Source organism: Streptococcus sp. 27098_8_76 (assembly GCF_041432315.1).
GTDB lineage: Bacteria > Bacillota > Bacilli > Lactobacillales > Streptococcaceae > Streptococcus.
Genome location: NZ_JAPVZI010000001.1, coordinates 101,406 through 123,597, shown reverse-complemented (window position 1 = coordinate 123,597; position 22,192 = coordinate 101,406). Strand labels below are relative to the sequence as shown.

The window sequence follows — 22,192 nt, the reverse complement described above, 5'->3', positions numbered from 1 at the left end:
ATAGGCTCCTACTGATTATTAGGATGATGAGGAAGGCGTGTTGCATATTCGTCTTTGTTGACCTGACGACCGCGACCAATAGCAATAGCATCCGCTGGAACATCTTTAGTGATAGTTGATCCAGCACCAACGAGGGAATTGTCACCAAGTTCTACTGGCGCAATAATGGTTGAATTTGAACCAACAAAGACATTGTTACCGATGACTGTCTTGTATTTGTTTTTGCCATCATAGTTGACTGTAATAGTTCCAGCACCAAAATTAACCTTGCTACCCACTTCACAGTTTCCAATATAAGTCAAATGACCAGCCTTAGTATTCTCACCGATAGAAGAACCTTTAACCTCAACAAAGTTACCAATATGGACTTGGGCACCCAGACTTGAACCTGGACGAATGTGGGCATAAGGACCGACAGTTACGCCGTCTGCAACACTGCTTTCCTCAATCATAGAATTGGTAATGACAGCTCCTGCTCCAATAGTGCTGTCCACTACATATGTACCATTTGTCAAAACAGTCTCAGCACCAATTTGCGTTTGCCCTTTCAAGGTAACATTGGCTTCGATTTGAACTTCAGAAGCAATCTCAACATCAATATCAATATAAGTTGCTTCTGGGTTGACAAAGCTAACACCATTGACCATGTGCTGATGATTGATGCGGCGACGCATCACTGACTCAGCTGTCGCAAGTGCCACACGGTCATTTACCCCAAGACTTTCATCAAAATCTTTCAAAGTATAAGCGCCAACTTTTTCACCAGCTTCACGGAAAATACCAATAACATCTGTAATATAGTATTCTCCTTGAGCGTTATTGGTATTGATATTTTTCAAAGCCTCAAACAAACGCTCGTTGTCAAAAACATATGTTCCAGTGTTGATTTCCTTGATTTGCTTTTCAAAATCTGTAGCATCCTTCTGCTCAACAATGCGAAGAACCTCAGCATTGTCATTACGCACAATACGTCCATAGCCAAAAGGATTATCTGTTTCAGCAGTCAAGATAGTGGCCACATTCTTATGATTGATGTGGAAATCAATCAAGTTTTTCAAGCTTTCACCTGTGATTAAAGGAGTATCTCCTGCAATGACCAAGGTGTGCCCTGACAAACCTTCCAAAATTGGCTCTGTCATCATAACTGCATGGCCAGTTCCTAACTGTTCAGATTGAGTCACAAATTCTGTCTGTCCAGCCAAGACCTGCTCAACCAATTCCGCCTTGTGTCCTACAACTGTTACTGTCTTTTCAGGTTGGATAGCTCCCACACTACGGAAAACATGTTCCAACATAGAAATACCCGCAACTTTGTGCAAAACTTTTGGCAAATCAGATTTCATGCGAGTCCCTTTACCCGCTGCTAAAATAATGGCATAATTTGACATAATCTTCTCTTTTCTCTAGAAATTCCCTTTTATTATACCATATTTCAAATCATTCCGCTCCCTTGAATGAAAAAATGCTCCAAAGTCCTTTTCTTAACCCATTTTTTGAGTATTTTTTTTGATTTTTTTTCATTTTTAAGGTAAAATTATGAGATATGAGAAAGAAAATTAATCCGCTTATTTTATTTGGTTTTTTTGGGATTATAATTTTCATTTTAATCCTGAATCGCCCTCGTTTTGAAGACCATCCCGTAAAAACAAAATCCAATATCGCCCAAGTAGAGACACAAGCACTACATAATATAGATAAACCGGTGATTGATGTTTCTGGTTGGCAGCGTCCTGAGGAAATTAATTACGATACTCTGTCTCAAAACATTTCTGGAGCTATCGTTCGAGTCCATAGTGGCGCTCAATCTTCAAAAGAAAACGATGCTTCCTTTGTTAATGGGGTAGATAAGGCCTTTAAAACTCATATTACCGAGTTTCAAAAACGAAATGTCCCAGTTGGTGTCTATGCCTTTGTAGCTGGAAAAAGTGTCCAAGAAATGGAAAAGGCCGCTGAAGTTTTTTATAACGCTTCATCTCCATACAGCCCTAGCTACTATTGGCTAGATGTAGAAGACAAAACCATGTCCAATATGAACGAAGGGGTTGAAGCCTTTCGGGCAAAGCTAGAATCACTAGGTGCTAAGAATATCGGAATCTATGTTGGGGTTTACTTCATGGAAGAACACAGTATTGATACTGACAAGTTTACGTCTGTTTGGATTCCTTCTTATGGTTCTGACTCAGGATTTTACGAGGCAACTCCTAAGACTGATTTAGATTACGATATTCACCAGTACACTTCTAAAGGAAAAATTGCTGGCTTTGACCACGATTTGGATATCAACGTTATCTCTTCCCTAAAAAATAAAGAAGAAACCTTTAGAAAACTCTTTTTAAAACCTTAAAAGCATTTGTTTATCATTTGCTTTTTCTTTTTGTGTTTGATTGTGTTACAATATAGTAAGGATTTTTTGAAATAGAAATAGTTGGAGGAAAAATATGTTTTCATGGTTAGCACGTATTATTAAAGGGATTGTCATTGCTCTTGGATTTATTCTACCAGGGATTTCCGGAGGGGTTCTAGCAGCAATCCTAGGAATTTATGAACGGATGATTGGATTTCTGGCCCATCCCTTTAAGGACTTTAAAGAAAATGTTTTGTATTTTATACCAGTTGCCATCGGCATGCTTCTGGGGATCGGCTTATTTTCCTACCCGATTGAATACCTGCTTGAAAATTATCAGGTCTTTGTCTTATGGAGCTTTGCGGGCGCCATCATTGGTACAGTTCCTAGCCTCCTCAAGGAATCAACTCGAGAATCTGACCGAGACAAGATTGATTTAGCTTGGTTCTGGACCACCTTTATCATTTCTGGATTAGGACTCTATGCCTTAAATTTTGTTGTTGGAACCTTAAGTGCCAGCTTTCTTAATTTCGTCCTAGCTGGTGCACTGCTGGCTCTTGGTGTATTAGTTCCTGGCCTTAGTCCATCAAATCTACTTTTGATTTTGGGTCTCTATGCTCCTATGCTGACAGGTTTTAAAACCTTTGACCTCTTGGGAACCTTCTTCCCGATTGGAATTGGGGCAGGTGCAACTCTCATCATTTTTTCAAAATTGATGGATTATGCCCTAAACAACTACCACTCACGCGTCTATCATTTCATCATCGGTATCGTCCTTTCAAGTACACTTTTGATCTTAATTCCAAATGCAGGAAACGCTGAAAGTATCCAATACACTGGTATTTCTCTTGTTGGGTATGTCATCATCGCCTTCTTCTTTGCACTTGGAATCTGGCTTGGTATTTGGATGAGCCAATTGGAGGATAAGTATAAATAATGGCAAAAAAAGTTAAAATCAAAAAAACATTGGTAGAACAAATTCTGTCTAAAGCAGGTATCCCACATCAGGGGATTCAAATCAATGCCCTGGAAGGAGAGCTTCCTCAAGGTTATGAACGAAATCAGATTTTCAAAACCTTGGCTCTTTTAGGAGACAAGACAGGACCGATTATCGGAATTGTCCCTATCACTCAACACTTGTCGGAAAAGAAACTAGCCAAAATTTCTGGCAATAAAAAAGTGAGCATGATTCCACAAAAGGACTTGGAAAAAACAACTGGTTACATTCATGGAGCCAATAATCCTGTTGGAATTCGTCAGAAACACAATTATCCCATTTTTATCGATAAAATTGCTCTAGACTTGGATCAAATGATTGTCTCTGCTGGGGAAGTTGGTCACAGTATTATCGTCGCTCCCCAAGACTTGGCTAGCTTTGTAAAGGCTGACTTTGTAGATATCTTGGAGGACATCAAATAATGAAACTCTACTTTGTCCGCCACGGTCGTACAGTCTGGAACCAAGAAGGACGCTTTCAAGGTGCTAGTGGAGATTCTCCCCTTCTTCCTGAATCCATTGAAACCCTAAAACAACTTGGCCAATATCTCAAGGATATTCCTTTTGATCAGATTTATTCAAGTGATTTACCTCGAGCGGTCAAATCTGCCGAGATTATCCAAAGTCAACTCAAGACGCTCTGTCCTTTAGAAAGTGTTCCTAATCTCCGTGAATGGCAGCTGGGGAAATTAGAAGGTTTGAAAATCGCAACCTTGGAAGCTATTTACCCACAACAAATCAAAGCTTTCCGATCTAATCTTGCTCAATTTGACACTCAAATGTTTGGAGCCGAATCCCTCTATAGCACAACACAACGAACTATCCAATTTATCAAATCATTAAAAGATAGTCCAGCTGAGCGTATTCTAATTGTCGGTCACGGCGCCAATCTTACTGCCAGTCTTCGTACTCTTCTAGGTTATAAAGAGCCTCTTCTTCGTAAAGATGGCGGTCTAGCAAATGCCAGCCTGACCATTCTAGAAACCGTTGATTTTGAAACATTTACTCTCAATACTTGGAATGATACTTCCTATCAATAACAGAACTTGATTTTAGCGTCAAGTTCTTTTTAATTTTGAAAGATTATCCGTGAATTTCTTGCTTATTTATGATAAAATGGGAGTATCGCAAAAAATGACTCATCGTATTCAATTTTGAGTAAAACTAGGAGGATCCCATGTCAACAGAACATATGGAAGAACTAAATGACCAGCAGATCGTTCGCCGTGAAAAAATGGCTGCGCTCCGTGAACAAGGAATTGATCCTTTCGGAAAACGCTTTGAACGCACTGCAAATTCACAAGAATTAAAAGATAAATTTGCCGACCTCGATAAAGAACAATTACACGATAAAAACGAAACAGCTACTATCGCAGGACGCTTGGTAACCAAACGTGGTAAAGGTAAAGTAGGTTTTGCCCACCTTCAAGACCGCGAAGGTCAAATCCAAATCTACGTTCGCAAGGATGCTGTCGGTGAAGAAAACTACGAAATCTTCAAAAAAGCAGACCTTGGTGACTTCCTTGGTGTCGAAGGTGAAGTAATGCGTACAGATATGGGTGAACTATCTATCAAGGCGACTCACATTACACACTTGTCTAAGGCCCTTCGTCCACTTCCAGAGAAGTTCCACGGTTTGACAGACGTTGAAACAATTTACCGTAAACGTTACCTTGACTTGATTTCTAACCGTGAAAGCTTTGAACGCTTTGTCACTCGTTCAAAAATCATCTCTGAAATTCGTCGTTACCTTGACCAAAAAGGTTTCCTTGAAGTGGAAACACCTGTTCTTCATAACGAAGCTGGTGGTGCGGCTGCCCGTCCATTTATCACCCACCACAATGCCCAAAACATTGACATGGTGCTTCGTATCGCGACTGAGCTTCACTTGAAACGCCTTATCGTTGGTGGTATGGAGCGTGTCTATGAAATTGGCCGTATCTTCCGTAATGAAGGAATGGATGCTACTCACAACCCTGAGTTCACTTCTATCGAAGTTTACCAAGCTTATGCTGACTTCCAAGACATCATGGACTTGACTGAAGGCATTATCCAACATGCTGCTAAAGCTGTCAAAGGCGATGGTCCAGTCAACTATCAAGGTACTGAAATCAAGATTAACGAACCATTTAAACGTGTTCACATGGTGGATGCTATTAAAGAAATTACTGGTGTCGATTTCTGGCAAGATATGACTTTGGAAGAAGCTAAAGCTATCGCTGCTGAGAAGAAAGTTCCAGTTGAGAAACACTACACTGAGGTTGGTCACATTATCAATGCCTTCTTTGAAGAGTTTGTTGAAGAAACCTTGATCCAACCAACCTTTGTCTATGGCCATCCAGTAGCTGTATCTCCACTGGCTAAGAAGAATCCTGAAGACGAACGCTTTACTGACCGTTTCGAGCTCTTCATCATGACTAAGGAGTACGGTAATGCCTTTACTGAGCTCAACGATCCAATCGACCAGCTTAGTCGCTTTGAAGCCCAAGCAAAAGCAAAAGAACTTGGTGACGATGAAGCGACAGGAATCGACTATGACTACATTGAAGCTCTTGAATACGGTATGCCACCAACAGGTGGTTTGGGAATCGGTATCGACCGTCTCTGCATGCTTCTCACTGATACAACTACTATCCGTGATGTATTGCTCTTCCCAACAATGAAATAAGCTCTTATCCTCTGGTAGTTGCCAGAGGATTTTTTGATGCAAAAAAAGACTGAGTAAAAACTCAATCTCTACTTTTCACTTCTTTGGTTGCTACATCTTCCCCAAACCATTTATGGCTAATCTCTTGGAACTTTCCTTCTTGGTATAGTTCAATAAAGGCTTGGTTTAAAGCTTGTAGTAATCTTTTGTCAGCTGGTCTAACTCCGACTGCAAAGGATTCACTTTCAAATCCAGCCGAAAAGACATTGTAGTCATTTAATATCCCCTCAGACTGAAGATAGTAATTTGCATATACTCGGTCAATCAACAAAGCATCAATCCGATCATTCTTCAAATCAATCAAGGCTTCATTGAAACTCTGGTACTGATTAGCCTTCTGGTCTTTTACACGATTTTTCAGTAAATCTGGCTGGGATTCAAAGTCTAAATAACCAGAGGAACCGGCTTGGGCTCCCAAGGTCTTATCCTTCATATCCTCTACTGAATGGATCTGCTGGCTTTTTTTCGTCACCAGAACTTGCTGATTTTCCATATAAGGAATGCTAAAGGCAACTTTCTCTCGGCGTTCATCAGTGGCAGAATAGCCATTCCAAATGGCGTCTATGGTTCCATTTTGCAGTTCTGTCTCCTTCATATCCCAGTCAATTGGCTGAAATTGAACTTTAAAACCTAATTTTTCAGAGACAGCTTGTGCCAAATCAATATCAAAGCCTGTATACTGTCCATTCTTTTCTTCAAATCCCATGGGTACAAAGGTATTGTCAAAACCAATGGTTATACTGCCCTGCTCTTGATACTTATTCCAGTTATCTTGCTTTGGATCACTAGCCTTCTGAGTACAAGCCGTTAAAAAGAGAGTCAGGAGCGAAACCAACACTAAAGTAATTTTCTTATTAGTCATTGGCACCTCCTACTTGGGCTCAACCTTGAGAATCTGATCTGCGATATTTTCAGCGAATTGTAAATCGTGGGTAACGACAATCTGCGTCATACCAAGTTCCCTATTTTGCAAGATCAGTTTTTCCACTTCCAAGCGCAATTCTGGATCCAGAGCAGAAGTTGGTTCATCGTAACCAATTATTTCTGGGTCAATCATCATAGCACGCGCCAAGGCCACCCGTTGCTTTTGCCCACCAGATAGTGAGAAAGGATAGGAATCTGCATGACCAGCCAGTCCTAACTGTTCCAAAAGACCTCGCGCCTTCTGCTCAGCCTCATCCTGCTTCATTCCCATGGTTTTCACAGGAGATAAGGTCAAATTGTCTAGAACTGATAAATGAGGGAAAAGTTGAAAATCTTGGAAGACAAATCCCAGTAAATTTCGCTTCTCCAATTCATCCAGTTCTAAAGATTCTCCATTATAAAAGATTTGCCCTGAATCAATGGTTTCAAGACCCGCAAGCATACGTAAGAGAGTTGTCTTACCTCCACCAGAAGGCCCAACGATAGCCAGGATTTGCTTTTCAGGAATTTTTAGACTGAAATTGGATAAAATTTGCTTTTCACCAAATCCCTTATTGATATTTCGTAATTCTAACATGGTAGCCTCCTATCTATAATAACTGTACTTCTTCTCAACTTTTTTGGCAAGAATGGTCACAATCCCAATCAAAATCAAGTAAATAGCACCTGCCAAGAACATTGGAACCAGACTAGCATCACGGTTGGCAGCTGTTCGACTAGCCAAGATAAGGTCTGAAATGCCTAGAGCATAGACCAAAGAAGTATCCTTGACTAGACTCATAACTTCATTAAATACGCTAGGAAGAACAATCTTGGTCACCTGAGGCAAAATAATATAGCGAACTGTGTCAAAGGGAGTAAACTTCAAGACCTTAGCAGCCTCATATTGACCTTTAGGAATAGTATCAATCCCTCCACGGAAAATTTCAGCAAAGTAAGCCGCATAATTGAGAACAAAGGCAATGATAGCCGCAGGAAGACGGTCCAAACGGATCCCAATACTTGGGAGCACATAATAGATAAAGATCAACTGCAAGAGCAAGGGTGTGCCTCGCATGATCCAGATATAAATGTTAATCAGATGATGGAGGAGCTTCCAATGGACTTGCAAGGCAAAGGAAATCAAAACGCCCAAGGGAATAGAAAAAATCAAGACCAGCACAAAAACCTGTAAAGTCATGCTTGCACCGCTCAATAAACTCGGTAATATCTCAAACAAATAAGACATACTGACACCTCCTAAAAATAATTGCTCCTATTATAGCATAAATAAACTAAATAACCAACCATTTTTGTAAAAAAATTCTTTTTAATAGAAAAAATACAGTGTCTTGAAGCTAGAATAGGACAACACGAATTATAAAGCCTTGTTAGACATTTGATACTCTTCGAAAATCTCTTCAAACCACGTCAGCTTCCATCTGCCACCTCAAAACAGTGTTTTGAGCAGGCTGCGACTATCTTCCTAGTTTGCTCTTTGATTTTCATTGAGTAAGATTTGAATTCCCTAGTCGATTTGTTCATATTCTATTCCAATACACTATAATTTATAAGTAAAAAAAGGACAAATTTTGCCCTTTCTCGATTTTAGCTTCTATTTGTTACAGTTAATTTAACTGATAATTAGAGTTTTATCTTACGTATTTAAGATGGATTTTCTTTTTTAGTTCGTGCTAATCTCAGGGCACGATTTGGATTGAGACGATTAAATAGTTCTTCCAATTTCTTTTCATTCCAAACGTCTGCGGCGGAAACAAAATTGCCATCCGCATCACGGAAAGATATCGGTTTATCTCCCATACCAGTCTCCTAGTCTACAAATTCAAACTCAAATTTACCAATGCGGACCAAGTCACCATCTTTAGCTCCACGCGCACGAAGGGCTTCATCAACCCCCATACCACGTAATTGACGGGCAAATTTCATGACTGATTCGTCACGATCAAAGTTGGTCATATTAAAGAGTTTCATCAGTTTTTCACCAGAAAGTACCCATGTCGCATCGTCATCACGGCTAATTTCAAAGGCTTTCTCTTCCTCGTCAAAGCCGTAGTAAACTTCTTCTTCCATATCTGACTCGTCATAGAGCAAGAATTCTGGTGTCTTATCTAGCAATTCAGCTGTAGCATCCAATAGCGTTGCCAGACCTTGCTTAGTCAAACCAGAAATTGGGAAGATAGCTGGTAACTCTTCAAATTCATCGTAGTTTTCAGCCAATTTTTTCTTAAATTCTTTAAGATTTTCTTGACTCTCAGGCATGTCCATTTTGTTGGCTACGATAATCTGTGGACGCTCCATGAGACGAAGATTGTATGACTCCAGCTCTTTATTGATGGCTAGATAATCCTCATAAGGATCACGTCCTTCGCTAGCTGACATATCAATGATGTGAAGGATGACACGTGTACGCTCGATGTGACGGAGGAACTGGGTTCCCAAACCAACACCTTGACTAGCCCCTTCAATCAAACCTGGCAAGTCGGCTACTGCAAAGGATTCACCTGATTGGGTGCGAACCATACCTAAATTTGGCACAATTGTCGTAAAGTGGTAGGCTCCAATTTTAGGTTTAGCTGAGGTAATAACACTGAGCAGAGTTGATTTCCCAACCGATGGGAAACCAACCAAACCGACATCTGCCAAAATTTTTAGTTCTAATTGTAATTCACGCTCCTGACCTGGTTCTCCATTTTCAGAGATTTCCGGTGCAGGATTTTTTGGTGTCGCAAAGCGGATATTTCCACGACCACCACGACCACCGTGGGCTACAATAAATTCTTGACCGTGTTCAATCAAATCTGTCAAGACCTTGCCTGTCTCAGCATCACGCACAGTCGTACCTTGTGGCACTCGAACTCTAAGATCCTCAGCTCCACGACCATGCATCCCTTTGGTCATTCCTTTCTCACCAGAATCAGCCTTGAAATGGCGATTATAGCGGAAATCCATGAGGGTACGTAGACCTTCATCTACAACGAAGACGACATTACCTCCACGACCACCATCACCGCCCCAAGGACCGCCATTAGGGACATATTTTTCACGGCGAAAGGCAACCATGCCATCACCACCATTACCAGCCTTGACCTTAATCTTAGCTGTATCTAAAAACATACTCATTATTTCTTCTCACTTTAAAAAAGGGCTGGGAAATCCCAGTCACTAAATTTTCTTGAATCTATTTTATAGATTACTGAGGGCACCAATTGCAGTTGCAAAAATTCCCAATAAACTTGCTACTAGCATGATAATCACGATAAACAAGGTTATTTTCTCAAACATAGTTTTTTTACGATTTCCATTATCCCCAAATGCCATTTTTTTCTCCTTCGTTACATTCTATTTTCTATTATCATAGCATGAATTCAGCTAGTTTTCAATAGTCACTTGCTACAGGTGCGATAATCCATAAAATGATATAAGCTACAATTCCCGCTCCGTAACCAAAAGCAAGAACACCCCATATTACGCGAACAATAGTAGGATCCATATCAAAATAATGGGCTACCCCAGCACAAACACCAGCAATCTTTTTATCACGACCGCTTCTCATTAATTGTTTTTTCATACTATTCCTCTTTCTATTCTTCATGGTCTTTCCAATAATCTCTGATGCTGATCAACTGTGTTTTTGAAGCCTTCAGCATGCGTCTAGAGCCTTTTACCGGTACAGCAACCACCTGTTGTGGTAAATACAAAACTGTCTTAAAGATACGCTGGCTGACCGTGTCATCTTTTGCTAAATCTTTCTGGAAGTTATTTGAAATAATGGCATCCAGATAAAACTCATGCACTCGTTTCCCAAAGTTCTCAGCTGAAATCTCATACAATTTCTCTGATAAGGTATGCTCATTCATATCTGGCGTTGCAATCAAGGCCTCTAAAATAGCTCCAGCCAAATCATGTTCTCCATAGTACAAGGTTCCAAACATTTTATCACTGATAAGATTTTCCAGATAAGGATTTCCATGTGCAATGACAGGCGTCCCACTAGCCAAACTTTCCAAGTAGGTCAAGCCTTGGGTTTCACTTGTCGATGCCGAGATGAAGAAATCCGCCGCCTTATAGTAAAGAGCTGTCTCACTAGGAGCAATCATCCCTGTAAAGACAACAGAGTCTTGAATCTCTAGTTTCTGAGCTTGCTCTTTGAGGTCATTCAGATATGGGCCATCCCCGGCAACTACCAGTTTAACCTTGTCTTCTTCTTTCAGAACTTCTGCAAAGGCTGCTAGTACTGCTTGAATATTTTTTTCATAGGAAATTCTGGAAAGACTCAGCAACATCTGTTCATCATCTTGAATCCCTAATTTGCTACGTAGTTCTTTCAAATTTTCCTGCTTGATTTCCGGACGATCAAACTTAGCTAATTCAATTCCAGTTGGAATAACCCGCTTTTCAACCTTGACCTTATAGTCAGATAGTAAGTCATGGACAATCTCACTAGGGCAAATAACCCCATCCACATCGTGCAGGAAACCTCTGACTAAGTACTTGACCATACTAGGACGAATCAACAGCCCCTTAGCAATATAATGCACATAGTCTTCGTACTGGGTGTGATAGGTATGGATGACTGGAATCTTCAATTCACGTGCAATCCAAATCCCCAACAAGCCAAGAGAAAATTCTGTCTGAGTATGGATAATATCTAGCTGATATTGTTTGGCAATTTCAAGCGCTTTGCTGAATCCTCGATAGGCAAAGCGGCGATCCTTAAAAGCAAAGAAAGGAACACTTGGAATGCGGATAATTTGCCAATCTTCATAACGATTGACATCCTTATCTGTTGTCGTAAAGATAAAAACAGCATGTCCCTGCTTTTCAAGCTCTGTTTTCAAGGTTCGAATACTGGTTGCAACACCAGAAACCTGAGGAAAATAGGTATCTGTAAATAAACCAATTCGCATAGATTACCTCACTTTTTACTTTCTCCCTAAAGCGGCTTGTTTCTCATAAAAGTCTAACCAGATTTGCAACAGATGCTCTTCTGAATACTCTCTGGAAATATTCTTGGCTTTTTCTTTGAGATCTTTTAAGGCGGTAGGATTTGCTTGATATTCCAAAATAGCTTCTTTCATCTCTTCTCTATCTGCTGTCGCCCGATAATTTCCCTCCAAAATCACCTTATAAAGATCCAAATCACGCAACATAATAGGAGCTTCACAACTAGCAGCTTCTAGGATAGTCATCGGAAAGAGCTCATTATAACTAGGCAACAAGAAAAGGTCCGCTAGGGCATACAATTCGCGCATCCGCTCTGGCGATACAATACCTGGAAAAATCAAATTTTTAGGGGGATTCTCCATAATTTTCTTGTAGCGCTCATAACCATCTGTCATGCCACCAAAAGAGAAACCACCTGCCCAGATAAAGGTAATTTGCGGCAATTCCTCAGCCAGACGGATAAAATCGTCAATCCCTTTGCGCTTCTGAACTTGACCAGCACCTACTACGATAAACTGATTGTCACTAAGACCTAGCTCTGTACGCAGTCTCGCTACCTCTTCCTGTGGAAGAGGATGCCATTTTTCCTTGTTTACAAAGTTAGGAATATAAGTCACTTTTTCACGTGGAATACCAGCTGCGACCAAATCCTCGATAAACATAGGATTGACCACCACCAAGTGCTCCATCCGGTTGTAAAAAGAAAATACATAGCGTTTCACAATTCCCTTTAAGAAAAATGGAATTTTCAAACTCCCCTCAAGTGTATCAGGTAAGAAATGCACATAGCCAATTTTCCTTCCTGAGCGTTTCTTTTGGAATGTTGATAAATAATAGGGGAAATCAATTGTATGAAAGTGAGTCACATCTGCCTCTATTGGAAGATTTTCTGTAACAATCAATTGGTCCTTGGCATCACGGTGAAGAAGACGAACTAATTCACGGTAAGCACCTGAAACTCCTTGTCCTGCTACTTTCTCACTTGAACTCAACATATTGATGCGTAATTTCTTTTTTTCCATAACTACCATTATATCATTTTCTTGGAATAAAATCAGCAAAAGAAAGGAGAGACTGGAGGAAAAGAGGGGGAAATTTCCTCACTTTTCCAACGGTCTCTCACATGCTTTTATATGTTTATTTAATTCCTAGGGCAATGCGTGCATAGCGACTCATTTTTTCAACAGTCCAGGCTGGATACCAAACCAATTTGACCTCAGTATCCGTTACTTCTGGAACCTCGGTCATGGCATCATAAATCTGATCCGTCAAAAGGTCGGCTAGGGGACAACCCATAGTTGTCAAAGTCATATCAATCTCTGTTTGCCCAGTGTCGCCGTCAAAACGAATCTCATAAATCAAACCAAGGTTGACAATATCGATTCCCAACTCAGGGTCGATGACTTCTTCCAAGGCTGTTAAAATGCGTGTTTTGATGTTATCAATTTGCTCTTCTGTATAAGCCATATTCATCCTCACTCTTAGTCTTCAATAAAATCACGAAGCGGTTTACTACGACTTGGTTGGCGTAGTTTTCTCAAAGCCTTTGCTTCAATCTGACGGATACGCTCACGGGTTACGTTAAATACTTTACCCACATCTTCAAGGGTACGCATTTTACCATCATCAAGCCCAAAACGCAGACGCAAAACATTTTCTTCACGGTCTGTAAGAGTATCCAAGACCTCATCCAACTGCTCACGCAAGACGATACGAGTTGTATAGTCCACTGGATTTTCAATCACTTCATCTTCGATAAAGTCCCCAAGGTGGCTATCATCCTCTTCACCAATAGGAGTTTCAAGAGATACTGGTTCTTGGGCAATCTTCAAGATTTCACGAACCTTATCAGGTGTCATATCCATACGTTCAGCGATTTGTTCTGGTGTTGGGTCTTGACCCAATTCTTGAAGGAGGTTACGCTGTTCACGAACCAATTTATTGATGGTTTCAACCATGTGAACTGGGATACGGATGGTACGAGCTTGGTCCGCAATAGCACGAGTGATAGCCTGACGAATCCACCAAGTTGCATAAGTTGAGAACTTGAACCCTTTAGAATAGTCAAACTTGTCAACCGCCTTCATCAAGCCCATATTCCCTTCTTGAATCAAGTCAAGGAACTGCATACCACGGCCAACATAGCGTTTGGCAATAGAAACAACCAAACGAAGGTTGGCTTCCGCAAGACGTTGTTTGGCTTCGATATCACCAGCTTCAACTGCTAGTGCCAATTCTTTTTCCTCTTCATTGGTCAAGAGAGGAACGACCCCGATTTCTTTCAAGTACATACGGACAGGGTCATTAACCTTAGCAGAAGTTGAACCAATCAAGTCCTCATCGCTGAGTTCTGGTTCTTCTTCAGCACTAAGAACACGCGCACTTGGATTTCCTTCATTATCTGTGATAGAAATTCCTGCGTCCTGAATCCGTTGCAAGAGATCTTCAATCCCATCAGCGTCCAAGGTAAAAGGAACGACAAGACTAGCATTGATTTCATCATCTGTTGCTGTCCCTTTTTGCTTATGATTACGGATAAATTCTGCTACTTGTACATCAAATGTTGTTACTTCTTTTTGTTTTGTTGCCATTATTACTCCATTCTTCTCTTTTGGGAAATTAAACGTTCCAATTCTTCTAGGGCTGCGTCGGTATCTCCTACATGGCTAGCTTCCTGCACCTTCTTTTTGATTCTCATATTGTCCTGATTCAAGAGAGCCTTGTTTCGAGTCATTTCTACTTCACTTAGTTCCTGCGGTGACATCTCAGCAGGTAAATCCTGAGCTAAAACTTGGTACCAAGCTCTTTCAACTTCCTCTGTCTGTTCTGCTAAAACTTCCGGAGGAAGATTGCCATACTGACCAAGCAAGTCATATAAGACCTGAAATTCAGGTGTGTCAAATGAAAAGTCTTCTCGCAAGCGGTAATCGTTCAAAACAAGAGGGGATTCCATCATTCGATAAAGTAGATGAGCTTCTGCCCTCATAATAGCTGATAACTGCTTGGTGACAGGCATAGTGATTGTCGTCGGTCTGGAAATCCCTTCCATACGATTCTGCCTTTGCGCCTGACGACTCTCATTAACAATCTGCTCAATCTGGGCATAATCAAAGGACGCCAGACTGTCAGCTAAAATATGAATATAGCTGTTTTGAGCAGTGATAGATTTTTCTTGAACAATCAAGGGAGCTATTTTTTCAATAAACTCAATCTGAGCCTGCAGATTTTCACTATTTTCAGGTTTGTACTGGTGAATGTAAAACTCAATCGGACTAATACGAGTTTTCGTTAATAGATAGGCCAAGTCTTCTGGACCATTTTTTTGTAGATACTCATCTGGATCCAGGTTATCAGGCATACTGACGATTTGCACAGGCATATCACCAATTTCGTCCAGCGCTTTCAATGTCGCAGCTTGCCCAGCCTTATCTCCATCGTATACAAGGACCAACTTCTTAGTCAATCTTTTTAGATGATCAACATGCTCTCGACTCAAGGCTGTTCCCATAGACGCAACAGCATTTTCGATTCCAGCCCGATAGGCTGCAATGACATCCATGAATCCTTCCATCAGATAAATCTCACTGGCTTTTCCAGAAGATTTTTTTGCCCTATCCATATGATATAATTCGTAACTTTTGTTAAAAATTGCAGTCGATCGGCTATTTTTATACTTAGAAGTTTGTGAATCCGTTTTCTGCCAGATACGACCTGAGAAGGCAATAACCTTTCCTTGGTCATTTGTCAGGGGAAACATAATGCGATTGTGAAAGGTATCTACAAATTGATTAGCATCCGAGAGATAAAACAGTCCCGAATCTAGGAAATCCTCATCACGATACTGACCAGACAAACGTTGATAGAGATAATTTCGTTCTGGAGGTGCTAAACCAATCCGAAAATGCTTGAGCACTTCATCTGTCAAACCACGCTGATAAAGGTAGTTTCTGGCCTCTTCCCCCATGGTCGTTGTCATGAGAATAGCATGATAAAATTTGGCAGCATCTTCGTGCATATCATAAAGAGCTTGGTGAGGAGAAACTGGCTTCTGTTCACTATAAAGCGGTTTTTCAACCTCTATCCCGACACGCTGACCTAAGATTTGGACAGCCTCCATAAAGGGAACCCCTTGGTACTCCTCGATGAACTTAAAGACATCACCCGAGCGGCCACAACCAAAACAGTGATAAAACTGCTTGTCCTCTACAACGTTGAAAGAAGGTGTTTTTTCACCATGAAAAGGACAGAGCCCTAGATAGTTCCGTCCTGCCTTTTGTAAAGAAATCACATCTCCTATGACTTCCACAATGTTGGCATTGTTTTTGATTTCTTCAATGACTTGTTTGTCAACCATACACAATACCTCCATGTTATCATAGTTTACTTTATATAGTATACTTTATTTCAGAAAAAAAGTAAACCATTTCACTCATTTTCCCTACTTTATTCAAAGAGTTGATAATAATCAGAGATTTTCATTTTTGCTTTTTCTTCTTGCTTCAAATCTTGGATAATTCGTCCTTCTTTCATGACAATTAAGCGATTGCCATACTTAAGAGCATCTTCCATATGGTGGGTAATCATAAGCGCTGTCAACTGGTCTTTCTTGACAAATTCATCCGTCAATTCCATCAAGGCCACACTGGTCTTTGGATCAAGGGCTGCAGTATGCTCGTCTAACAAGAGTAATTCAGGACGCTTCAAGGTTGCCATCAAGAGACTCAAAGCCTGTCTTTGTCCACCTGATAAGAACTCAATCGGTGTATTCAAGTGTTTCTCAAGACCGTTTCCCACTTTTTCAATGGTTGACTGAAATTCATCCTTATAGCTAGCCAGACGTCTTGGTAACAATCCACGTTTTTCCCCACGAAACTTGGCAATCAAGAGATTTTCAGCCACTGTCATACGAGGAGCTGTCCCCATCTTGGGATCTTGGAAGACTCGAGACAGATACTTAGCCCGCTTTTCTGGTGAAAACTTGGTAACATCTTCACCCAAAATACGGATGGTTCCACTGGTTAATGACAAGGTTCCTGCAATAGTGTTAAAGAGAGTTGATTTCCCAGCACCATTTCCACCTAAAATCGTGATAAAGTCCTGTTCAAAAATTTCTAATGAAACATCATTTAAAATAATCTTTTCTTCATCAAAGCCATTTTTAACGACTTTGGTTGCATTTTTTAATTCTACAATTGCTGTCATTTGCTTAACTTGGCTCCTTTCAAGATGGTTTGCTTAAATGTTGGAATCATGAGGCAGACTGCTAAAATCACTGCACTGTATAGACGAAGGTAACTTGTGTTAAATCCAAGCGCAATAACTGCCCACACTAAGAATTGATAAGCGATAGAACCTACAACGATGGTAACCAGACGTTCTGCCAAGCTCAAACTCTTGAAGATAACTTCCCCAATAATCAAACTTGCAAGCCCCACAACGATGACACCAATTCCTCGAGATACATCAGCATACCCTTCTTGCTGGGCAATAAGAGCACCTGCAAGGGCAATCACACCATTTGATAAAACCAAGCCCATGAGCTCCATGCGTCCAGTATGAATCCCGAAACTTCTAGCCATGTCAGGATTGTCACCTGTAGCAATGTAAGCTTGTCCGAGTTTAGTGTCCAAGAAAAAGAGCATGAGAACAATAACAATACTGACAAAGATAAGACCTGTCAAGAGTTGGTTCAAATCTGAATCAAAAGGCAAAACATCCTGGATTTGCTTGGTTCCAAGCAAGCCTAAATTCGCACGTCCCATAATCAAAAGCATGATAGAGTGACAAGAAGTCATCACCAAAATCCCTGAGAGCAAGGTTGGGATCTTCCCTTTTGTATAAAGAAGGCCTGCTGCCATTCCAGCCAAACAACCTGCTCCTACAGCAACAAGTGTCGCTAAAAAGGGATTTACACCTTTGGTTATCAGAGTGACAGCAACAGCTCCCCCAAGAGGGAAGGAACCTTCTGTCGTCATATCTGGAAAGTTTAAAATCCTAAATGTCATAAATATTCCCAGACCTAAAATAGCCCAGACAAATCCTTGAGAAATAATAGATAATATCATCTGTTTCTTAACCTTTTCTATACGATTTCTATTGTAAAAAATTGGAGGAGATGTCCCCAACTCCTCCATTACAGATTATTCAATCACTTGTCCTGCTTCTTTTAGAACAGATTCAGGAATAGTAATACCTAGTTCTTGTGCCAATTTTTTGTTAATTACTGACTTACCAGTTGAAAAGACATTAACTGGAGTATCAGCTGGTTTTGCACCTTTCAAAACTTGAGCAATCATTTTACCAGTTGCCACACCAAGATCATGTTGGTCAACTACAACGGATGCCAAACCACCTGCTTCTACCATGGCAGTTGCGCTTGGGTAGATTGGTTTTTTAGCTGATTGGTTGCTTGATACAACAGTTGAGAAGGCTGAAGCAATTGTGTTATCAATTGGAACCCAGATAGCATCAACCTTGCTAGTCATAACGTTAACTGTTGAAGCAATTTCATTTGTTGAAGGAACTGCAAATGTTTCCACTGTCAAACCTGCTTTTTCAGCATAAGCTTTAAATTCTTCTACCTGTGTTTTTGAATTGTCTTCGCTACTTGAGTAAAGGGCTCCGATTGTTTTCACATTTGGTGTCAAAGCCTTGATGAGTTCAACTTGTTGTTGGGCTGGGTTGTGGTCAGATACCCCTGTAATGTTGCCACCTGGTTTTTTCAAATCTTTAACCAAGTTCGCACCGATTGGGTCTGTAATAGCAGCCATGATAACAGGTAGATCTTTTGTTGCACTAGCCAAACCTTGAGCAGCTGGTGTTGCGATACCAACAACCAAGTCATTGCCATTTGCAACCAACTGTTTACTCATTGTCGCAACCTTACTTTGGTCGCCTTCTGAGTTCATAAAGTCGATTTTAACTTGATCATCTTTATAGCCTTCTTCAGCAAGTCCATCTTGAATCCCTTTATAAATCAAGTCAAGAGATGGATGACTCACAAACTGAAGGACACCAACTTTGGAAACTTTCTTTTCATTCTTAGCTTCTGGTTTATTCATTGAAGAGTAAATCAAGCTTCCTGCTACTAAGACTGCTAATGCAGCGATAATTCCAATTAAACGTTTATTTTTCATTCTATTTCTCCTTTTTAATTCCTTTAAACTACTTCACTTATCTAAACAAGCGACGCCATCGTTTTCTTTCCATACTAACCTCCATCAAAAAAGTCCTCACACAAAAAACTTGTGTGAGGACGTCGATGCGCGGTACCACCTCAATTATAGGGAATTTCCCTATCGCTCTGTCTCGCAATAACGAGATGCACTGTAAGGTGTGCTCACCGAATTTTTATGATTTCAAATTCTAAATAACATTCAGCCCAATTTTCATCATCACCACTTATCTGTTTTCAGCTACCACAGACTCTCTAAAAAGTTTGTATGATTACTTTTCTGAATGGTTAAATTATATCATTTTTTAACTACTTGTCAAGACTCTTTTAGCATTTTTTTGAAATATCAAAAACTTCCCCTATGGAAAAGAGGAAGTTTGATGGGTATCAGCCTGAATTACGCAATCCTGTTGCAATTCCGTTGATGGTTGTATGGATTAATTTTTCTTGATCGCTTGATAATTCTCCACGACGTTGACGTTTAATCAACTCCAACTGGATATAGTTGAGGATATTAAAGTAAGGCATACGGTAATCCAAACTTGCTTTTAGATATGGATTTTCCGCCAAGAGTTCATCGTAGCCTTCGATAGCCAAGATGACTTCCTTGGTAACTTGCCATTCATTTAGAATAGTCTCATAGATTGCTTTTACTTGATCATCTTCACAAAGTTTGGCATATTCAAAAGCAATATTCATATTTGATTTTGACAAGACCATATCAACATTTGAAAGAAGTGACTGGAAGAAAGGCCAATTTTGGTACATATCTCGTAGAATAGCAATATTTTCTGGATTTTTATCGATAAATTCTTTGAAACTTGATCCGACACCATACCAGCCAGGGAACATGACACGGCTTTGCGACCATGAGAATACCCAAGGGATAGCACGCAATCCACCAATTTCAGTAATCGTCTTACGAGCAGCTGGACGAGAACCAATATTAAAGCTTGAAATAGCCTTGATTGGACTTGACTCAAAGAAATAATCATAGAAATGGTCATTACCAAAGACTAAATCACGGTAGATATCATAACTGCGGTCCACTACCTGATCCATAATAGCTTCATAACGATTGGATGTATTGGTATCGCTCTTCTTCTGCGTAATCATACGGTTAATGGCTGCAGATACTAGCATTTCAAGGTTATAGTAGGCAGCGTCTTTATTACCGTATTTATTGCCAATTACTTCACCCTGCTCCGTCAAACGGATACGATCCTTGATTGACTTGAGCGGTTGGGAGGTGATGGCTTCATAAGTTGGTCCACCACCACGACCAACAGTACCACCACGACCATGGAAGAAGGTAACCTTAACACCAAATTCATCTCCAATAGCAGTCAGTTGTTGTTGAGCTTTGTAGAGGGTCCAACATGATGATAGATAGCCACCATCTTTATTACTATCAGAGTAGCCAAGCATGATTTCTTGGTAGTTATTACGAGAAGCAATCCATTTCTTAGCAAGGGTAAGAGAAAGGTACTCTCTCATAGTTTCTTCTGAGTGGTCCAAGTCCTCGATTGTTTCAAAAAGAGGAACGATTTGGACACGGGCTCTTTCTTTATCAACTAACCCTACTTCTTTCAGTAAGATAGCCAATTCCAACATGTCTGATACGCTGGTTGCATGTGAAATGATGGTCTGACGAATGACATCATCTCCCAACTTATCTTTCAACTTACGAGCAGCTTTAAAGATGGCCAATTCTTTTTCAAGTAACTCTGATTTTTCAACGTGAGTGGCAGAAAGAATACGTGGATCTTCTTCTAATTCTTTCAAAAGCAGCTGGCATTTTTCTTCTTCACTTAGTTCACTATAATGCGAATGAATACCTGCTGATTTCAAGAGTTCAGCTACACAGGCTTCGTGAACACTAGAATCTTGACGCATGTCAATAGATGCCAAATAGAAACCAAAAATTTCAACTGCCTGAATCAACTCAACAAAATCACCAGAAATCAGTGCTTCACCCTTATTTTCCAAGAGGGAATCACGAATAGTAATTAAATCCTTATAAAAATCATTGGCCGTTTCATAGCGAGCCCCAACTTCCTTATCCTCAATCAGATAGGTTTTTGTTGCTTGGATTTTTGATTGAATATCAAACAAGGCACGACGATAAAGCTCTTTTTCACGGTAAATAGAATTATCCTTGGATTGACGAGCCATTTCTCTGACTTGCTTGCTCACATTGACAATACTGGTTGAGAGAGAGAATTCACGATAAAGTTGGTAAATCTTTTCATCATAGTAGTTCATGATGACTTCACACTGAGTCATGGCAGATTGTTTCAAGGTATCTGCTGTAACAAAAGGATTCCCATCACGGTCTCCACCAATCCACATTCCCATTGTAATTGGTTTAGGATGTTTCAACTCCAAGCCGTGTTTTTTAGCCAGACGCTTGTACTCAGCAGTCAAATGAGGAACAGCTTTCAGGAATGAACTATTGTAGTATTCCATAACATTCGTGATTTCATTGGTTACTTTCAATTTCTTTTCACGAATCATATCTGTCTGCATGATAATCTCAATGTAACGACGGAGATCATTATGCCATTTTTCCTTATTAATCAAGCCTAATTTCACATCACGATACTTACGCAAGAGGGTATGGATATGGTTTGTCAAATCCAACATACTCTTACGTTGCACTTGTGTTGGATGGGCTGTCAAAACAGGGACAACATTCAAGTGTTCAAGAATTTCAACCGCATTTTCTTTTTCAGCAACCATTTTGATCGTTGCTGATAATTTTCCAAGATAATCTTGATCAATATTATTTTGGTGGTTGATTTCATAAGCCAAATCCACGTCTTCTGAAATATTAATCAAAAGGGGCAAGATAGAGAAATAGCGTGAAATATAAGCCATTTCATCATTTGTCAGGCTAGTAACCAATTGGTTCAATCCTTGATAATCTTCTTGAGTTGACAATTCTTTCAACTTCATGATTTTTTCAAAAGTCTCTGGGGCAAGCATATTTTTAGTAATATCTTCTAACAATTCTGTTAAAATCAATACTTCTTCTTGCACGACAGCTTTATTACTATAGTTTTCTAATTTTTGAAGAGACATAGGTAATCCTTTCCACTAT

The 22,192-nt window shown here is 40.1% G+C and carries 22 protein-coding genes and 1 other annotated feature; of the genes, 5 read left to right on the top strand and 17 right to left on the bottom strand.

The features are described 5' to 3' along the window. Window positions 1–8 precede the first annotated feature (8 nt). On the bottom strand, window positions 9–1,388 hold the full coding sequence (gene glmU, locus O3636_RS00625; protein ID WP_224218213.1) for a bifunctional UDP-N-acetylglucosamine diphosphorylase/glucosamine-1-phosphate N-acetyltransferase GlmU: 1,380 nt from the start codon (window positions 1,386–1,388) through the stop codon (window positions 9–11). A gap of 155 nt (window positions 1,389–1,543) precedes the next feature. On the opposite strand from glmU, the gene O3636_RS00620 reads away from it, so the two are divergent. From O3636_RS00620 to lysS, 5 genes are all read left to right on the top strand, one after another. Then, window positions 1,544–2,344, top strand: a complete 801-nt coding sequence (locus O3636_RS00620) for a GH25 family lysozyme (protein ID WP_125422840.1) — start codon at window positions 1,544–1,546, stop codon at window positions 2,342–2,344. Window positions 2,345–2,438: 94 nt separating this feature from the next. Continuing rightward, complete coding sequence (locus tag O3636_RS00615; protein ID WP_261024570.1) at window positions 2,439–3,281, top strand: DUF368 domain-containing protein; 843 nt, start codon at window positions 2,439–2,441, stop codon at window positions 3,279–3,281. Beyond that, on the top strand, window positions 3,281–3,763 hold the full coding sequence (locus O3636_RS00610) for an aminoacyl-tRNA deacylase (protein WP_371641368.1): 483 nt from the start codon (window positions 3,281–3,283) through the stop codon (window positions 3,761–3,763). The genes O3636_RS00615 and O3636_RS00610 overlap by 1 nt, the downstream gene beginning before the upstream one ends. Then, complete coding sequence (locus O3636_RS00605) at window positions 3,763–4,380, top strand: histidine phosphatase family protein (protein WP_371641367.1); 618 nt, start codon at window positions 3,763–3,765, stop codon at window positions 4,378–4,380. Before O3636_RS00610 ends, O3636_RS00605 begins: the two co-directional genes overlap by 1 nt. Before the next feature lie 137 nt (window positions 4,381–4,517). After that, entirely contained in the window at window positions 4,518–6,008 is a 1,491-nt protein-coding gene (gene lysS, locus O3636_RS00600; protein ID WP_049539184.1) for a lysine--tRNA ligase, read from the top strand. A 61-nt stretch (window positions 6,009–6,069) separates the two neighbouring features. On the opposite strand, the gene O3636_RS00595 is transcribed toward lysS, so the two are convergent. The 16 genes from O3636_RS00595 to ppc all read right to left on the bottom strand — a co-directional run bounded on the left by O3636_RS00595 (window position 6,070) and on the right by ppc (window position 22,173). Continuing rightward, window positions 6,070–6,909 carry an amino acid ABC transporter substrate-binding protein gene (locus O3636_RS00595; protein WP_261012492.1) on the bottom strand — a complete coding sequence of 280 codons (840 nt, stop codon included), beginning with the start codon at window positions 6,907–6,909 and terminating at the stop codon, window positions 6,070–6,072. A 9-nt stretch (window positions 6,910–6,918) separates the two neighbouring features. Beyond that, the gene (locus O3636_RS00590) at window positions 6,919–7,548 is read right to left on the bottom strand and encodes an amino acid ABC transporter ATP-binding protein (protein WP_261012493.1); all 630 of its coding nucleotides are present in this window, start codon (window positions 7,546–7,548) and stop codon (window positions 6,919–6,921) included. A gap of 9 nt (window positions 7,549–7,557) precedes the next feature. Next, window positions 7,558–8,199, bottom strand: coding sequence for an amino acid ABC transporter permease (locus O3636_RS00585; RefSeq protein WP_261012494.1), 642 nt, complete (start codon window positions 8,197–8,199; stop codon window positions 7,558–7,560). Between the two features lie 416 nt (window positions 8,200–8,615). Beyond that, window positions 8,616–8,771 carry a hypothetical protein gene (locus O3636_RS00580; protein ID WP_000502582.1) on the bottom strand — a complete coding sequence of 52 codons (156 nt, stop codon included), beginning with the start codon at window positions 8,769–8,771 and terminating at the stop codon, window positions 8,616–8,618. 9 nt (window positions 8,772–8,780) lie between these two features. Next, window positions 8,781–10,091 carry a GTPase ObgE gene (gene obgE, locus O3636_RS00575; protein WP_261012497.1) on the bottom strand — a complete coding sequence of 437 codons (1,311 nt, stop codon included), beginning with the start codon at window positions 10,089–10,091 and terminating at the stop codon, window positions 8,781–8,783. 63 nt (window positions 10,092–10,154) lie between these two features. Continuing rightward, window positions 10,155–10,289, bottom strand: coding sequence for a DUF4044 domain-containing protein (locus O3636_RS00570; RefSeq protein ID WP_000863859.1), 135 nt, complete (start codon window positions 10,287–10,289; stop codon window positions 10,155–10,157). Window positions 10,290–10,347: 58 nt separating this feature from the next. Then, the gene (locus O3636_RS00565; protein ID WP_025169691.1) at window positions 10,348–10,524 is read right to left on the bottom strand and encodes a PspC domain-containing protein; all 177 of its coding nucleotides are present in this window, start codon (window positions 10,522–10,524) and stop codon (window positions 10,348–10,350) included. A 28-nt stretch (window positions 10,525–10,552) separates the two neighbouring features. Beyond that, complete coding sequence (locus O3636_RS00560) at window positions 10,553–11,878, bottom strand: glycosyltransferase family 4 protein (RefSeq protein WP_371641366.1); 1,326 nt, start codon at window positions 11,876–11,878, stop codon at window positions 10,553–10,555. Between the two features lie 15 nt (window positions 11,879–11,893). Continuing rightward, window positions 11,894–12,937: an alpha-galactosylglucosyldiacylglycerol synthase gene (gene cpoA, locus O3636_RS00555; RefSeq protein ID WP_371641365.1), complete on the bottom strand. Its 1,044-nt coding sequence runs from the start codon at window positions 12,935–12,937 to the stop codon at window positions 11,894–11,896. A 115-nt stretch (window positions 12,938–13,052) separates the two neighbouring features. Then, window positions 13,053–13,382 carry a metal-sulfur cluster assembly factor gene (locus O3636_RS00550; RefSeq protein WP_000331921.1) on the bottom strand — a complete coding sequence of 110 codons (330 nt, stop codon included), beginning with the start codon at window positions 13,380–13,382 and terminating at the stop codon, window positions 13,053–13,055. A gap of 14 nt (window positions 13,383–13,396) precedes the next feature. Beyond that, window positions 13,397–14,506, bottom strand: a complete 1,110-nt coding sequence (rpoD, locus tag O3636_RS00545) for an RNA polymerase sigma factor RpoD (protein WP_000201905.1) — start codon at window positions 14,504–14,506, stop codon at window positions 13,397–13,399. Window positions 14,507–14,508: 2 nt separating this feature from the next. Further along, window positions 14,509–16,269 (bottom strand): DNA primase, encoded by a 1,761-nt coding sequence (gene dnaG / locus O3636_RS00540; protein WP_371641364.1) that lies wholly within the window; start codon window positions 16,267–16,269, stop codon window positions 14,509–14,511. A gap of 89 nt (window positions 16,270–16,358) precedes the next feature. Then, entirely contained in the window at window positions 16,359–17,117 is a 759-nt protein-coding gene (locus O3636_RS00535; protein ID WP_371641363.1) for an ABC transporter ATP-binding protein, read from the bottom strand. Then, on the bottom strand, window positions 17,114–17,980 hold the full coding sequence (locus O3636_RS00530) for an ABC transporter permease (RefSeq protein WP_004238144.1): 867 nt from the start codon (window positions 17,978–17,980) through the stop codon (window positions 17,114–17,116). The genes O3636_RS00535 and O3636_RS00530 overlap by 4 nt, the downstream gene beginning before the upstream one ends. A gap of 75 nt (window positions 17,981–18,055) precedes the next feature. Then, window positions 18,056–19,051, bottom strand: coding sequence for a tryptophan ABC transporter substrate-binding protein (gene trpX / locus O3636_RS00525; RefSeq protein WP_371641362.1), 996 nt, complete (start codon window positions 19,049–19,051; stop codon window positions 18,056–18,058). A gap of 112 nt (window positions 19,052–19,163) precedes the next feature. Then, window positions 19,164–19,381 (bottom strand) — a binding site (T-box leader). A 95-nt stretch (window positions 19,382–19,476) separates the two neighbouring features. Beyond that, window positions 19,477–22,173, bottom strand: coding sequence for a phosphoenolpyruvate carboxylase (gene ppc / locus O3636_RS00520; RefSeq protein WP_371641361.1), 2,697 nt, complete (start codon window positions 22,171–22,173; stop codon window positions 19,477–19,479). Between the last annotated feature and the right edge of the window lie 19 nt (window positions 22,174–22,192).